This window comes from Paracoccus salipaludis (assembly GCF_002287065.1).
In the GTDB taxonomy this organism is placed as follows: Bacteria; Pseudomonadota; Alphaproteobacteria; order Rhodobacterales; family Rhodobacteraceae; genus Paracoccus; species Paracoccus salipaludis.
In genome coordinates this window covers 356,991-370,942 of sequence record NZ_NSJZ01000001.1, presented here as the reverse complement: position 1 = coordinate 370,942, position 13,952 = coordinate 356,991, and the positions used below count along the sequence as shown (strand labels likewise).

Annotated in this window: 12 protein-coding genes; 7 read left to right on the top strand and 5 right to left on the bottom strand. The window is 68.2% G+C overall.

The genetic code is table 11. From position 1 onward, the window contains the following. The first annotated feature begins 9 nt into the window (after nt 1-9). Both soxG and glyA read left to right on the top strand, forming a co-directional pair. Nucleotides 10-564, top strand: a complete 555-nt coding sequence (soxG, locus tag CK240_RS01755) for a sarcosine oxidase subunit gamma family protein (protein WP_095638603.1) — start codon at nt 10-12, stop codon at nt 562-564. Nucleotides 565-582: 18 nt separating this feature from the next. After that, nucleotides 583-1,854 carry a serine hydroxymethyltransferase gene (gene glyA / locus CK240_RS01750; protein WP_095638602.1) on the top strand — a complete coding sequence of 424 codons (1,272 nt, stop codon included), beginning with the start codon at nt 583-585 and terminating at the stop codon, nt 1,852-1,854. A gap of 219 nt (nt 1,855-2,073) precedes the next feature. Here the strand turns inward: glyA and CK240_RS01745 are convergent, their stop codons facing one another. From CK240_RS01745 to CK240_RS01725, 5 genes are all read right to left on the bottom strand, one after another. Continuing rightward, entirely contained in the window at nt 2,074-3,267 is a 1,194-nt protein-coding gene (locus CK240_RS01745; RefSeq protein WP_240517239.1) for a Hint domain-containing protein, read from the bottom strand. 306 nt (nt 3,268-3,573) lie between these two features. Continuing rightward, nucleotides 3,574-4,596 carry a LysR substrate-binding domain-containing protein gene (locus CK240_RS01740; protein WP_095638600.1) on the bottom strand — a complete coding sequence of 341 codons (1,023 nt, stop codon included), beginning with the start codon at nt 4,594-4,596 and terminating at the stop codon, nt 3,574-3,576. Then, nucleotides 4,593-5,999 (bottom strand): NAD(P)/FAD-dependent oxidoreductase, encoded by a 1,407-nt coding sequence (locus CK240_RS01735; RefSeq protein WP_095638599.1) that lies wholly within the window; start codon nt 5,997-5,999, stop codon nt 4,593-4,595. The genes CK240_RS01740 and CK240_RS01735 overlap by 4 nt, the downstream gene beginning before the upstream one ends. Next, complete coding sequence (locus tag CK240_RS01730; protein WP_095638598.1) at nt 5,986-7,494, bottom strand: aldehyde dehydrogenase; 1,509 nt, start codon at nt 7,492-7,494, stop codon at nt 5,986-5,988. Before CK240_RS01730 ends, CK240_RS01735 begins: the two co-directional genes overlap by 14 nt. Before the next feature lie 3 nt (nt 7,495-7,497). Continuing rightward, nucleotides 7,498-8,403, bottom strand: coding sequence for a dihydrodipicolinate synthase family protein (locus CK240_RS01725; RefSeq protein ID WP_095638597.1), 906 nt, complete (start codon nt 8,401-8,403; stop codon nt 7,498-7,500). A 544-nt stretch (nt 8,404-8,947) separates the two neighbouring features. On the opposite strand from CK240_RS01725, the gene CK240_RS01720 reads away from it, so the two are divergent. The 5 genes from CK240_RS01720 (at nt 8,948) to CK240_RS01700 (ending at nt 13,657) form a co-directional block, all read left to right on the top strand. Continuing rightward, entirely contained in the window at nt 8,948-9,799 is an 852-nt protein-coding gene (locus CK240_RS01720; RefSeq protein WP_095638596.1) for a glycine betaine ABC transporter substrate-binding protein, read from the top strand. A gap of 73 nt (nt 9,800-9,872) precedes the next feature. After that, on the top strand, nt 9,873-10,964 hold the full coding sequence (locus tag CK240_RS01715; protein WP_095638595.1) for a quaternary amine ABC transporter ATP-binding protein: 1,092 nt from the start codon (nt 9,873-9,875) through the stop codon (nt 10,962-10,964). 1 nt (nt 10,965) lies between these two features. Beyond that, nucleotides 10,966-11,811: an ABC transporter permease gene (locus CK240_RS01710; protein WP_095638594.1), complete on the top strand. Its 846-nt coding sequence runs from the start codon at nt 10,966-10,968 to the stop codon at nt 11,809-11,811. Next, nucleotides 11,811-12,668, top strand: coding sequence for an ABC transporter permease (locus CK240_RS01705; protein WP_095638593.1), 858 nt, complete (start codon nt 11,811-11,813; stop codon nt 12,666-12,668). Before CK240_RS01710 ends, CK240_RS01705 begins: the two co-directional genes overlap by 1 nt. Further along, nucleotides 12,665-13,657, top strand: coding sequence for a 4-hydroxyproline epimerase (locus CK240_RS01700; RefSeq protein WP_095638592.1), 993 nt, complete (start codon nt 12,665-12,667; stop codon nt 13,655-13,657). Before CK240_RS01705 ends, CK240_RS01700 begins: the two co-directional genes overlap by 4 nt. Nucleotides 13,658-13,952 lie beyond the last annotated feature (295 nt).

The window sequence follows — 13,952 nt, the reverse complement described above, 5'->3', positions numbered from 1 at the left end:
AGAAGCCAGATGAACAAGCTCGTTTCCTCATTCACCGCCGCCCCCCTGCCCCAGGGCGCCGTGGCGCGCGTCAGCCTTGCCGCGCCCGTGGCGCGGCTTGTGCTGCGGGCGCGCGGCGACCTTGCGGCGCTGAACGCGGCGCTGGGTGTGACGCTGCCGAGCGTTGTCGGCCATCGCGCCGGGGCCGGAGAGATCGAGGTTCTCTGCCTCGGCCCCGACGAATGGATGCTGCACCTGCCGCCCGGACAGGTCGGCGCGGTCAGCGCCTCCTGCGCGGCGCTGATGGGCAGCCACCCCCACAGCCTTGTCGATGTGTCGGGGCGCGAGGTCACGCTGGAAATCGACGGCCCCCGCGCGGCGGAACTGCTGACCCTCGGCTGCGCCCGCGATGTCGAGGCGATCCCGGTGGGTCAGGGCCGCCGCACCGCCTTCGACAACGTCACCGTGATCCTGTGGCGCGACGGTCCGGCCGCCTTCCGGCTGGATGTCTGGAACAGCTTCGCCCCGCATGTCGCGGGCCTTCTTGAAACCGGCTGCCGCGAACTCGCCGCCGAAGCCGCCTGACCTTCAGAGGAATCCCCCATGTTCGACCGTCTTCCCGCCGCCGGCATCGCCGATGCCGTCATCGCCGAGGCCGTGGCCGAGGAGCTTGACCGCCAGCGCCACCAGATCGAGCTGATCGCGTCCGAGAACATCGTCTCGCCCAGCGTTCTGGCCGCGCAAGGGTCCGTGCTGACGAACAAGTATGCCGAGGGCTATCCGGGCAAGCGCTATTACGGCGGCTGCGAGTTCGTGGACAAGGTCGAGGCCGTCGCCATCGAGCGGCTCAAGGCCCTGTTCGACGCGGGCTTCGCCAACGTCCAGCCCCATTCCGGCGCCCAGGCGAACCAGGCGGTGTTCCTGGCGCTGCTGCAGCCGGGCGACCGCATCATGGGGCTGTCGCTGGCCCATGGCGGGCACCTGACCCACGGCTCGCCCGTGACCATGTCGGGCAAGTGGTTCGACGTGGTCTCCTACGAGGTCGATCCTGACACGCACCTGATCGACATGGAAAAGGTGCGCGAAAGGGCGCTGGAGACGCGCCCGAAGCTGATCATCGCGGGCGCCTCGGCCTATCCGCGCCGGATCGACTTCGCAGGCTTCCGCCGCATCGCCGACGAGGTGGGCGCGTATCTCATGGTGGACATGGCCCATTACGCGGGACTGGTCGCGGGCGGCGTCTATCCGAACCCCGTGCCGCACGCCCATGTAGTGACGTCGACCACCCACAAGACGCTGCGCGGCCCGCGTGGCGGTGTGATCCTGACCAATGACGAGGCCCTTGCGAAGAAGCTGAACTCGGCCGTCTTCCCGGGCAACCAGGGCGGGCCGCTGATGCACGTCATCGCGGCCAAGGCGGTGGCCTTCGGCGAGGCGCTGGACCCCGCCTTCAAGGACTATGCCGCCCGCGTGGTCGAGAACGCGCAGGCGCTGTCCGAGGTCCTGCTGGCCGGAGGCCTCGGCATCGTCTCGGGCGGGACCGACTGCCACCTGGTGCTGGTGGACCTGCGCCCCAAGGGCGTGACGGGCAAGGTGGCCGAGATCGCGCTGGAGCGGGCGGGCCTGACCTGCAACAAGAACGCCATCCCGAACGATCCCGAAAAGCCCTTTGTGACGTCCGGCGTGCGGCTCGGGACCCCGGCGGGAACCACGCGCGGCTTCGGACAGGCCGAGTTCCGGCAGGTCGGCGCGCTGGTCCTGCGGGTGATCGACGCGCTTGCGGCAAACCCCGAGGGCGATGCGGCGGTCGAGGCCGAGGTGCGGGCGCAAGTGCGCGCGCTCTGCGAGGCCTTTCCGATCTACGGCTCGGACTGAACGACCGACAGGCCGGCTCTGACGAAGCCGGCCGCTTCCTGCGCGCGGCGACCCGCCGCGGCAGGTTTCGCGCCAAGGGAACATCGAAAAGGCGGGCCCCGCGAGGCCCGCCTTTCCTGTCATGTGACTCGGCTGCCGAATAGGCTCGGCGCGCCCGAATGGCGACGGTGGGACGGCGGCTGTGCTCGCCAGCCGCCGTCCTCTGTGCAGGGACGGGCCTCAGCCCGCGACCAGCACCTGGCCGTTCTCGGAATGGCGCTGTGCCAGCCGCCGCGCCTGGGCGCCCGGCACCAGGACGCGGGCGGGTTCCATGGCGTCCGCTTCGGCGCCGATCCCGGGGAACAGCGTCAGGATCTCCTCACGCGCAGCGGGCGAGACCGCGGCAAGCGCCTGCGTCCCGGCATACATCGATTCGGTCAGTGCCCCGTTCGAGCGCACGATCTGGTGCGCGCCGCACAGGAAATGGACGTAATCGGCCGCGTCCACGTCAAGCTGCTCGATCCCGTCGATGGCGAGCAGCTGCTTGGCCGCGACCAGCACCTCGGTGGCACCGAACATCCGCAGCGCGATCCGCGACTTCAGCAGGACGCGGTGCTGCGGCGAGACCAGCAGGTCGCGCGAGGGCGTGCCGTCACCAAGGGCGCCTGCCGCGATGCGGATCGGCCGCAGATGCGGGGCGCGGGCCAGGGCCTGCGCGTCCAGCCGGGTTTCCCCGATCCAGCGGATCGGCTGGTGGCCGGCATCCAGAGTCCAGACCAAGTCGCCCGCCTGCAGCGTCTCGACCGCGCGGGGACCCTTGTCGGTTTCGATCAGGGTGCCGCGGGTGAAGCAGGCGACGCGGGCGGTCAGGTCGATGTCGTCCATGTAGCCATCGCCGCCGTTCCCGCCGGCGCGGCCGGCGATGATGAAGTCCCAGCCGGTCTGGTCCGCCGTGGCCCATTCGCCATCGGGGATCGTCCCGCTGGCCGAGATGTCCGGCCCCCAGCTGGCGGTCACGTTGCCGGCACGGTCCACGCTGATGGACAGCGGCTGCGGTCCCTGGTCCACGCCGGTGGTCTCCAGCGGGGTTGTCGCAAGGACTTGGCCGTTCCAAGTAATCCGCAGGTGGTTGCCGAAGCTGCTGTCCCAGGCATATGGCATGACCTGGACCGACAACCCTACGTCCGGGCCGATTTCATAGAGGGCGGAGTCTGGAAACGCGACGGGATCGGTCAGGTTGAACGACATACCGTCCGGCTGGCTGTTGCCGAATTCGCCGTTGGTTCCGTTGATGTCCAGCTGCATCGTGACGTTGAAGGCCGCGACGCGTTCGTCTGCAGCAACGTCGGCGTGAAGGTCCAGCCGGGCAAATTCGCCGCCGCCTGCGAAGAAGGAATATTCGTTATCCGCATCCCCCGACGTCGGCGCGTCCACCAAGCCGACTGCGCCGGCGCTCGTCAAGCTCGTGGCGCTTCCCAGATCCGTTTCAAAGCTGTTCGTATAGTCGAAAACCCGCGCAACCATCAGAGCTATCCGCTGAAAGTGAATCAACTATAGGTTGCTACTCTTAACCTTCGACTGGAAGCGAGGGGTTTCTCTAAATACAAGAGTTAATAAACTTTAGATCCCGTTCTGATTGCGAGCGCACCCTCACAGCAGCGGCAGATCGACAATTCCGGCGGCAGGATCAACACCCCAACCGACGCTAGACGGTCGCCGATCCGGCCCGCCCCCGGCAGCCTACCCGTTCAGCGGGATGCCCCGGCTTTTCTCCTTCAGGAAAGCCACGAATCCTTGGGCATGGGCCTTGCGGTGTGCCGAGGGCTTGAGCTTGAGGTAATAGGTCCGCCCCGAATCCAGCGGCCGGTCGAAGATGCGGACCAGCCGTCCTTCCGCGACCTGCTGCTGCACGAGATGGCGCCAGCCGAGGATCACCCCCTGCCCCGCCACCGCGGCCTCGACCAGAAGGCCGTAGCTGTTGGTCACGAAGCCGGGGGCGGGCGGGTCCAGGTGGTCGGCGTGGTGCCGGAACCAGTCGCTCCACCGCAGCGGATACCAGTTGATCGCCTCGGAGGTCCAATGCAGCCGGTGCAGTTCCATGAACTCGGCCCGCAGCAGGTCCTCGGGCGTCTCGAACGGCCCCGAGCGGGCCAGGTAGCCGGGCGAGCAGACCGGGTCCACGATCTCGGAAAACAGCGGCACGATGTTGTGGCCGATCTCGGACCGCTCGTTGCCGCAGATCACCGCGATGTCCACTTCCTCGAAGTTCTGCAGCCGGTCGTTCTCGTCCGAGGCAAGCAGGGTGAAGCGCGCCTCGGGATGCAGGGCGCGATAGGCGTCCGCCATCGGCTTGAGGTAATGAGAGGCCCCCGCGTAGGTGCCGGCGATGGTGACGGTCGCGTTCTCGTCGCCGCGGCCAAGCTGGCCGATGGCGTCGCTGAGGCGGTCGAGGCCGCTCGTCACCGCTTCCAGCAGCGTCTCGCCCTCGGAGGTCAGTTCGATGGCGTTGTGCTTGCGCAGGAACAGCTTGCAGCCCAGCGCCTTTTCCAGCCCCCGGATATGCTGGCTGATCGCGGCCTGGGTGACGTTCAGCTCGCTGGCCGCCAGGGTGAAGCTGAGATGCTTGGCCGCGACCTCGAAGGTGGCGAAGGACCCCAGCGAAGGCAGATGCCGCCGCCGGGCCGGGCGGCGGCCGGGATCGTCCGGCCGCGCCCGGACACGGTCGATGGGGAAAGCCTTGTCGCCCTGGTCGGGTCCGTTCATTCGTTATGCGCGCGCCATTCCTTCCACCGAAGGAACAGGTTCGCGCCGAGTTTCGCAAGGGCCGCGGGCGGCAGCTTGGCCGGCGGCGGCTCGGCGGCGAAGAAGCGCGTCACCTCGGTCTGGTGGCCCAGCGCCGTTTCGGCGGCGGCGATGCCGGTCAGGGTGCTGCGCGTCGTCCCCAACCCGTTGCAGACGCAGGCGGCGTAAAGATTCCGGTCGATCCGGCCGGTGACGGCGACGTTGTTCCGCGACAGGCACAGGTGGCCCGCCCAGGCATATTGCATCGGCATTCCCGCAAGCTGGGGAAAGCGGGTGTCGAACTTTTCCCGCATGACGGCGCGGGCGCGGTCCATCTGCCCGCGCGTCGTGCGCATCCCGGGCAGCATCTTGGCCACCGTCCGGGTGACGATCCGGTTGCCGCCCTGCTCGGCCGAGATCCGCCGCATGGTGGTGCCCATCGGGTCCGAGGGCGTGATCCCCCAGCGGTCGGCACCGCCCAGCCGGGCCAGCGCCTCGGGCGGCAGTTCGGCGGTCATGCAGGCGAACAGGAAGATGTGCATCAGTCGCCCGCGCGCGAAGCCGAAGCTTTCCAGCTGGCCGTTGTTGGCCATGATGACGGCGCCCGCGTCCACCTGCCCCCTGGCGGTGCGGACCGACCAGCCGTGGTCCAGCCGGACCAATTCCCGCACGGGGCTGTTCTCATGGATCGCCACGCGGGAGGAGAGCCCCAGCGCCATCCCGCGCACATAGCCCGCCGGCTGCAGCATCACCGTGCCGGGCGTGAACAGGCCCGAGCGGTAATGGGGAGAGCCGGTGACGCGCCGCATCTCGGCCGCGTCCAGGATCTCGCAGGTCTCACCCAAAGCGGCGAGATGCGCGGCATAGGCGACATTGCGCTTGTGCGCGGCCTCGCTGGCGGCGCCGTTGATCTTGCCGTCGCCACGGAAATACCCGGGCGCGATGCCGTATTCCCCGACCGCCTCGGCCCCGAAGGCGATCGCGTGGCGGTTCATGGCGATCAGCCGCCGGTCGCTGTCGGAACTGGCGCCCGCGTAATCCTCGGAAGTCAGCTCATGCGGCAGGTCGATCATGAAGCCCGAGTTGCGCCCCGCCGAGCCCTGGCCGATCTGCCCCGCGTCCAGCAACGCGACCCGCACCCGAGGCGCAAGCTGCAGAAGCCGCCGCGCGGCGGAAAGCCCCGCGAAGCCGCCGCCGATGATGGCGAAGTCGGCGGCATGGCGGCCTTCCAGCGGAGGCATGGGAACACGCGGCGCAAGGATCGCGTCCCAGGCTGCGGGTCCGTCCAGTTCCGGCAGCCGCGCCGCCCGGTGGACGGGGGCCGAGCCTGCCCGCGCCACCTGCCCCGCGCCCCCGGCGCCCGGAAGCGCGTCAGTCGACGGCATCGCCGCTGCTGTCGGAAAGGTCGACCCAGATCGTCTTGAGCTGCGTGTACTGGTCATGGGCATGGACCCCGTTGTCGCGTCCGCCGAAGCCGGATTGCTTGTAGCCGCCGAAGGGGGTCGAGATGTCGCCCTCGCCGAAGCTGTTGACCGTGACCGTCCCTGCCCGGATCATCCGCGCACCCCGCAGCGCCCGCTTGACGTTGGCGGTGAAGATCGAGGCGGCGAGGCCGTAGTCCGTGTCGTTGGCGACGCGGATCGCTTCCTCGAAGCTGGCGACCTCGATCACCGACAGGACGGGGCCGAAGATCTCCTCGCGCGCCAGCCTGTGGTCGTTGCCGGGCAGTTCGACCACCGTGGGCTCGACATGGGTGCCGCCATGGGTGCGGCCGCCCATCAGGACGGTGCCGCCCTGCGCGGCGTCCAGATAGCCGGACACCTTGTCGAAATGCGCCGGCGACACCAGCGCGCCGACCCGGACCGACGGGTCCAGCGGGTCGCCAAGGTTCCATTCGCGGGCATGGGCCTGCACGCGTTCCAGCAGCCGCGCCTTGATCCCCTTCTGCACGATCAGGCGCGAGGCGGCCGAGCAGTTCTCGCCCATGTTCCAGAAGGCGCCCTGCACGACATGGGCGGCGACCAGGTCCAGGTCCTCGGCGTCGTCCAGCACGATGCAGGGGTTCTTGCCCCCCATCTCCAGCACGACCTCCTTGAGGTTCGATTCACCCGAATAGGTCAGGAACCGCCGTCCCGTCGCGGTCGATCCGGTGAAGGAGATCATGTCCACGTCCCCGTGCCGGCCCAGCGGCTCGCCGGCCTCGGCGCCCGAGCCGGTGACGACGTTCAGCACGCCTGGCGGCAGCCCGGCCTCGACCGCCATCTCGGCCACCCGCAGGGTCGTCAGCGAGGTTTCCGCTGCGGGCTTCACCACGACGGAACAGCCCGCCGCCAGCGCCGGGCCGATCTTCCAGGCCAGCATCAGCAGCGGAAAGTTCCAGGGCAGCACAAGGCCCACCACGCCGACCGGCTCGCGCAGGACCAGCGCGATATGGTCGTCGGACGCGGGCGCGACCTGGTCGTAGATCTTGTCGATCAGTTCCGCGTGCCAGCGCAGCACGTGGATCGTCTCGGGGATGTCCACCGTCTCGCAATCGTAGATCGGCTTGCCGCTGTCGATGCTTTCCAGCACCGAAAGCTCGTGGCGCTGCCGTTCCATCAGCCGCGCCAGGCGCAGCAGCACCTCCTTGCGGGCGCCGGGGTGCAGGCGCGACCAGCGCCCGTCCTCGAAGGCCTCGCGGGCCTTGGACACGGCGATATCCACGTCCCCGGCCCCGCAGGCGGCGATCTCGGCCAGCGGCGCCCCGGTCGCAGGGTTGGTCGTGGTGAAGGTCTTGCCCGACAGGGCGGGACGGAAGCCGCCGTCGATGAAGGCATTGCCGGGCAGGTCGATCGAAGCCGCCAGCGCCTCGTATTCGCCCTTGGTCAGAAGGTCGGACATGGATCAGTTCCCTGCCTTGATGGCCGCGATGGTGGTCCTGAGGACTGCGATGACCTGTTCCAGCTCGCGCTTCTCGTCCTTGTTCAGGCTTTTCAAAGGCGGGCGCATGGTGCCGGCGGCGATGCCGGTCAGCGTGGTGCCGTGCTTGACGCACTGGATGAACTTGCCGCCCTGTTCCAGCACCCGCATCAGCGGCATCATCGCCGACATGATCCGGCGGCCGGTGGCGAAGTCGCCCTTCTGCACGCAGGTCTCGTAAAGGAAGACGTGCTCCTCGGGCAGGAAGTTGGACCCCGCGCAGATCCAGCTGCGCGCGCCCCAGGCGAAGAATTCCAACGCCTGGTCGTCCATCCCGCAGGACATCTGGATATGCGGGTAATCGCGCGCCAGCAGGTGAACGCGGTTGATGTCGCCCGAGCTTTCCTTGATGCCGATGACATTGCGCGAGCGGCTGACGCGGTCCAGGAACTCCTCGCCCATCGCCACGCCCATGCGGCCGGGATAGTTGTAAAGGATGATCGGCAGGTCGGCCGCCCGGTCGATGGCCAGCGCGTTCAGCGCGTTCTCGCGCTCGGTCGGCACCGAATAGGGCGGCGTTCCCAGCAGGATCGCGTCTGCCCCCATCTCGCGCGCGCCCTGCGCCAGCGCGATGCTGTCGGGCGTGCGCATCGCGCCGGTGCCCACGATCACCGGAAGCCGGCCCCCGGTGCGCTCGACGGTGAAGCGCGCAAGTTCCAGCCGTTCCTCGACCGTCTGGGCGTAGTTCTCGCCCGTCGAGCCGCCCGAGATCAGCCCGTGCACGCCCTTGCCGATCAGCCGCTCGATCAGCTCGGCCAGCGTGTCGAGGTCGAAGGACCCGTCCTCCCTCGTGGGCGTGACGAGCGGCGTGTAGATCCCCTCGAGCGTCATTCGGAATGTCATCGGGCGCCACCATTTGCGGAAATCGGAAAGGCCGCCCCGGCTTTCGGCACGAGGTTGCCATTGCGCGACTGCCGAGGCTCAACTCGGGGCAATCACGCCGGTCGGCTGACCATCGCCGCAGCTTCAAAGCCGGCGCAATGGAGAATTTCCACGGGCTCTGCACAATATAAATCTTTTGCACTGAGATTTCTTTGTCAGGCGTTGCCGGGAAGGAAAATCGGCAATGATGAAGAATAATCACCCCATGTCGCAAAGCTTCCCCGGAATCGTCGCCATGGTTCAATGCGGGAGGTCGTTTGTTGCTAAAGTTCCCAGTTATGCGCCGTCACCGCCTTCCGATTGCGTGCACGACGCTCGCACCGACCCGCGAACCGGGGTCACGGAGGTGCGCCGGACGGATGCAGACTGACGAGTGCAGGAGCGTTTGCTTATCCATGAACCTGGGCGGGCCCGCATCCTTCAAGGCCACCGGAACGCTCGCCGCGGGACAGGTGACGCAAGGCCAACAAGAACGATCAGGGAGATCACCGGAATGAGATCTGTTTGGAAGACCCTCTGCGCCGTGGCGGCGCTGGCGGTGACGGCGCTGCCCGGCTGGGCGCAGGACAATGTCATCAAGATGGGCACCCTGTCCTGGGAAGACCTGACGCCGATCACCGGCATCACCAGGAAGGTGCTCGAGGACAAGGGCTTCACGGTCGAGGTGACCGAGTTCTCGGAATGGGGCATCGCCTATGCGGCGCTGGCCAAGGGGGATGTCGAGATCCTCGCCTCGCAGACGGATTACGTGGCCCACGACTACTGGGACCGCAACAAGCGGCGGCTCGAGAAGATCTCGCCGGTGTCGCACGGGCTGTACCAGGGCATTGCGGTGCCGACCTACGTGAACATCAACTCGATCGAGGAACTGAACGCCAATGCCGACACCTTCGGCGGCAAGATCATCGGCATCGAGCCCGGCGCGGGGCTGATGCGCGACGCCGCCAGCGCCGTCGAAAGCTATGGGCTGGACCTGCAGCTTGTCGAGGGCAGCACGGCGGCAATGACCGCAGCGCTGAAGTCCGCCTATGACCGGCAGGAGCCCATCGCCGTGACCATCTGGGAACCCTCCTGGATGATGCAGAGCTTCGAGATGAAGTACCTGGCCGATCCCAAGGGCGTCTTCCCGCCGCCGCAGTCCTATTACTGGATCGGGCAGGCCGGCTTCTCGGCCGAGAACCCCGCCGCGCGTGAGGCGATCGCCAGCGTCTACGTGCCGCTTGCCGACATCACCGCGATCAACGGCGCGGTCAGCGGGGGCAAGACGATGGACCAGGCCGTCGCCGACTGGATCGCGGCGCACGAGGACCTCGTCACCCGCTGGAAGAACATCAAGGACTACTGAGCTCCGGTCCTGCCTGTCCGCGACAGGGTGCGGGCAGGCTTCACCTCCTTTTTCGGGACAGGAAACGGAACCCATGATCCACAGCAGCGCACTGGGCGGCGAGATCCTCATCGACTGCCAGTCATTGTGGAAGATCTTCGGCCACAACACGAGGGCCGCGCTCGAGGCGGTCACGCGCCGCGGCGCCACCAAGGCCGATGTCCTTCGCGACTTCAACTGCGTCGTGGGCGTCAGCGACGTCTCGCTTCAACTGCGGCGCGGCGAGATCTTCTGCATCATGGGCCTGTCGGGGTCCGGCAAGTCCACCCTGATCCGCCTGCTCAACCGCCTGATCGACCCCAGCGACGGCCGCGTCATCGTCAAGGGGCAGGACATTTCCACCATGGACGCGGCGCGGCTGCGGCAGGTGCGGGCGCGCGACATCGGCATGGTCTTCCAGTCGGTGGCCCTGCTGCCCAACCGCACGGTGCTGGAAAACACCGGCTTCGGGCTGGAGGTTCAGGGCATCGGCAAGGCCGAGCGCGACCGCGCGGCGCTGGCCGCGCTGGAAAAGGTCGGGCTGTCGCAATGGACCGACCGCTATCCGTCCGAGCTTTCCGGCGGGATGCAGCAGCGCGTGGGCCTGGCGCGGGCGCTGACCTCGGACCCCGAGATCATCCTGATGGACGAGCCCTTCTCGGCGCTCGATCCCCTGATCCGGCGCCAGTTGCAGGACGAGTTCCGCCAGCTGACCAAGCAGCTCGGGAAGTCCGCCGTCTTCATCACCCACGACCTGGACGAGGCGATCCGCATCGGCGACCGCATCGCCATCATGACGGACGGCGCGATCATCCAGACCGGCACCGCCGAGGAGATCATCCTGAACCCCGCCGACCAGTATGTGGCCGATTTCGTGGCCGGCATCTCGCGGCTGCACCTGGTCAAGGCGCATTCGGTCATGATCCCGGTGCAGGACTACCTGCGGACGCACCCGGCCTCGGAAATATCCGCCCTGCCCCATGCCTCGGCCGACGCGGACATGGAGGCGCTGATCGGGCTGATCTCGTCGGGCGACCGCGACGCCGTGGCGGTGCAGGACGGCGGGCGGCTGACGGGGATCGTCACCATCCGCAACCTCCTGCTCGGCCTGTCGGACAAGCCGGGCCGGCTGGAACGGGTGGCCTGACATGGCCCTGTCCGATCACATCCAGACCTTCGATTACGCGGTCGATGACGCGCTGTTCTGGGTCAGCGACAATGCCGCCTTCCTGTTCGACGGCATCCGGGCGGGACTGGACGGCTTCTATGGCCTCGTTCTTGCCATCTTCATCCTGCCGCCCTTCTGGGTCGTGGCCCTTGCGGCCGGGCTGATCGGCTGGCGGGCCGTCGGTCCCCGCTTCGGCGCGCTGGCCGCGCTGGGGCTGGCCGCCTGCTGGCTGATGGGGCTCTGGGCCGAAAGCATGGACACCCTGGCCTTGGTGGTCAGCGCCACCCTGGTCGCGCTGGCGATTGCGCTGCCGCTGGGGGTGATCGCGGGCTACCTGCCCTCGCTCGACCGGGCGTTCGAGCCGATGCTGGACCTGTTCCAGACGCTGCCCCCCTACATCTACCTGCTGCCGGCCATCGCGCTTCTGGGCTACGGCTCGGCCACCGCGTTGACGGCCACGGTGATCGTCGCGATCCCGCCGGTGATCCGGCTGACTTCGCTGGGCATCCGCCGTACCCCGCGCGAGTTCCTGGAACTGGGGCAGGCGACGGGCGTCACCGGCTGGCAGATGTTCCGCAAGATCCGGCTGCCCTTCGCCCTGCCCTCGATCATGGCGGGGATCAACCAAGGGCTGATGATGGCCTTCGGCATGGTGGTGATCGCCGGCATCGTGGGCGCAGGGGGCCTCGGCAAGACCATCTATGACGCCATGCGCACGCTGAACATCGCCACCTCGATCGACGCAGCCATCGCCATCGTAATCCTGACCATGGTGCTGGACCGCATCACCCAGGCCTTCGCACCCCAGCGACGGGAGACGCCCTGATGAATCCGACCTCGATCCGCATCTCGCCCGGCGCCTGGCTGGCCCCTGCCGTCGAATGGCTGAACGGCAACTTCCACGCGGGCTTCTCGTTCATCAGCGGCATGGTGGAAGCCGGGCTTTCCGCCGTCGAGGCGCTGCTGCTTGCGCTGCCGCCCTGGGCCATGATCCCCGCCGCCGCGCTTGCCGCCCTGGCCGCGCTGGGCTGGCGGATGGGCCTTCTTGTCCTCGGCTGCCTGGGCTTCGGCTTCCTGGTGGGGCTGTGGGAAGCGACGATGCAGACCATCGCGCTTGTCACCGTGGCGGTGATCGTCGCGGTCGCCATCGCCTTTCCTCTGGGCATCCTCGCCGCCCGCCGGCCGAGGGTCGAGGCCGCGCTGCGCCCCATCCTCGACATCATGCAGACCGTGCCGCCGTGGGTCTACCTGATCCCGGCCGTGATGATCTTCAGCCTCGGCCGCGTGCCCGCGATCATGGCGACCATCGTCTACGGCATCCCGCCGATGCTGCGGCTGACGACGCTGGCCTTCAGGCAGGTGCCCGCCGACCTCAAGGAACTGGGCCTCGCCACCGGCGCGCCGCCCCGGGCGATCCTGTTCAAGATCGAGATCCCCTCGGCCAGGCCGACGCTGCTGGTCGGGCTGAACCAGTGCATCCTGCTGTCGCTGGCCATGGTGGTGCTGGCAGGGCTCGTGGGCGCGGGCGGCCTCGGGGCCGAGGTCACGCGCGGCCTCACCCGGATGGAGATGGGGCTGGGCCTTCGCGCGGGCCTCGCCATCGTCGCGGTGGCCCTGCTGATGGACCGCGTCACCCGCAGCGCGCTGCAACGGGGCCAGGGACCGAAAAGGACGCCTGCATGAGAAAGACGTTCTTCTGCATCGACTCTCATGCCTGCGGCAATCCGGTCCGCGTGGTGGCGGGCGGCGGTCCCATCCTGCCCCACCTGCCCATCGCCGAGCGCCGCGCGATCTTCCAGCAGCGGCACGACTGGATGCGCACCGCCCTGATGTTCGAGCCGCGCGGCCATGACGTGATGTCCGGGGCGATCATCTACCCGCCCTTCCGCGAGGATTGCGACGCCGCCGTCCTGTTCATCGAGGTCAGCGGCTGCCTGCCCATGTGCGGCGCCGGCACCATTGGCCTGTCCACCGTGCTGATCGAGGAAGGGATGGTCACGCCCCGCGTCCCCGGCCGCCTGTCGCTGGAAACCCCTGCGGGCCGCGTGGATGTTTCCTACGAGATGGAGGGGGACCGGGTCGCCTCGGTCCGGCTGTTCAACGTGCCGAGCTACCTGCACGCGACCGACGTGACCGTCGAGGTCGAGGGGCTGGGCCCCCTGACCGTGGACATCGCCTATGGCGGCAACTTCTACGCCGTGGTCGAGCCGCAGCAGAACTGGCCCGGCCTTTCGGTGGGCGCGGCGCAGATCATCTCGCTCAGCCAGCGCCTGCGCCGGGCGCTGGCGGAACTGGACGAGCCGGTACACCCCGAGGACGCCTCGATCCGGGGCGTGCATCACGCGATCTGGTGCAACGCGCCGCAAGGCGAGGCCGACGGACGCGGCGCCGTCTTCTATGGCGAACAGGCGATCGACCGCTCGCCCGGCGGAACCGGCACCTCGGCGCGCATGGCGCAACTTTTCGGCAGGGGCCGGCTGGCGGTGGGGGACCGGTATCGCAACGAAAGCCTGATCGGCACGGTCTTCGACGGCCTTGTCGAAGAAGAGGTGGCGATCGGCCCGTTTGCCGGCATCCGTCCAAGCCTGGGCGCCTGGGCGCGCGTGATCGGGCACAACACGATCTTCGTGGACGACCGCGACCCGCTTTGCCGAGGCTTCCAGATCAGTTGATCCTTTCCGACCGTTCGTCGGCCCCCAGCGAGTACCCGTGCTGTCGCTGGTCGGCCGACCCCGGCCTGCCATGAAGCCCCCGGGCCGCCATCTTCAGGATTCGCAAGGAGAACCGGCGGGATACGGCCCCGCGGGGCGGCTTAAGCCCGCGTGCCCTGCCCGTCCGGCATGTGCCGGTGAAATCCCCTCGGACACCTCGGGGCGTTGTCCCAGCTCATCTCGTGGCCATGCAATTTTCGGGCACGGGTGAAACCTGACCCGGTGCCTCGGGCGTTCATCTGAGGCAAGCCGGCCC

Coding starts and splice junctions, on each gene's coding strand:
- soxG (WP_095638603.1), top strand. CDS start 10: ATGAACAAGCTCGTTTCCTCATTCACCGCCGCCCCCCTGCCCCAGGGC.
- glyA (WP_095638602.1), top strand. CDS start 583: ATGTTCGACCGTCTTCCCGCCGCCGGCATCGCCGATGCCGTCATCGCC.
- CK240_RS01740 (WP_095638600.1), bottom strand. CDS start 4,596: ATGAACGGACCCGACCAGGGCGACAAGGCTTTCCCCATCGACCGTGTC.
- CK240_RS01735 (WP_095638599.1), bottom strand. CDS start 5,999: ATGCCGTCGACTGACGCGCTTCCGGGCGCCGGGGGCGCGGGGCAGGTG.
- CK240_RS01730 (WP_095638598.1), bottom strand. CDS start 7,494: ATGTCCGACCTTCTGACCAAGGGCGAATACGAGGCGCTGGCGGCTTCG.
- CK240_RS01725 (WP_095638597.1), bottom strand. CDS start 8,403: ATGACGCTCGAGGGGATCTACACGCCGCTCGTCACGCCCACGAGGGAG.
- CK240_RS01720 (WP_095638596.1), top strand. CDS start 8,948: ATGAGATCTGTTTGGAAGACCCTCTGCGCCGTGGCGGCGCTGGCGGTG.
- CK240_RS01715 (WP_095638595.1), top strand. CDS start 9,873: ATGATCCACAGCAGCGCACTGGGCGGCGAGATCCTCATCGACTGCCAG.
- CK240_RS01710 (WP_095638594.1), top strand. CDS start 10,966: ATGGCCCTGTCCGATCACATCCAGACCTTCGATTACGCGGTCGATGAC.
- CK240_RS01705 (WP_095638593.1), top strand. CDS start 11,811: ATGAATCCGACCTCGATCCGCATCTCGCCCGGCGCCTGGCTGGCCCCT.
- CK240_RS01700 (WP_095638592.1), top strand. CDS start 12,665: ATGAGAAAGACGTTCTTCTGCATCGACTCTCATGCCTGCGGCAATCCG.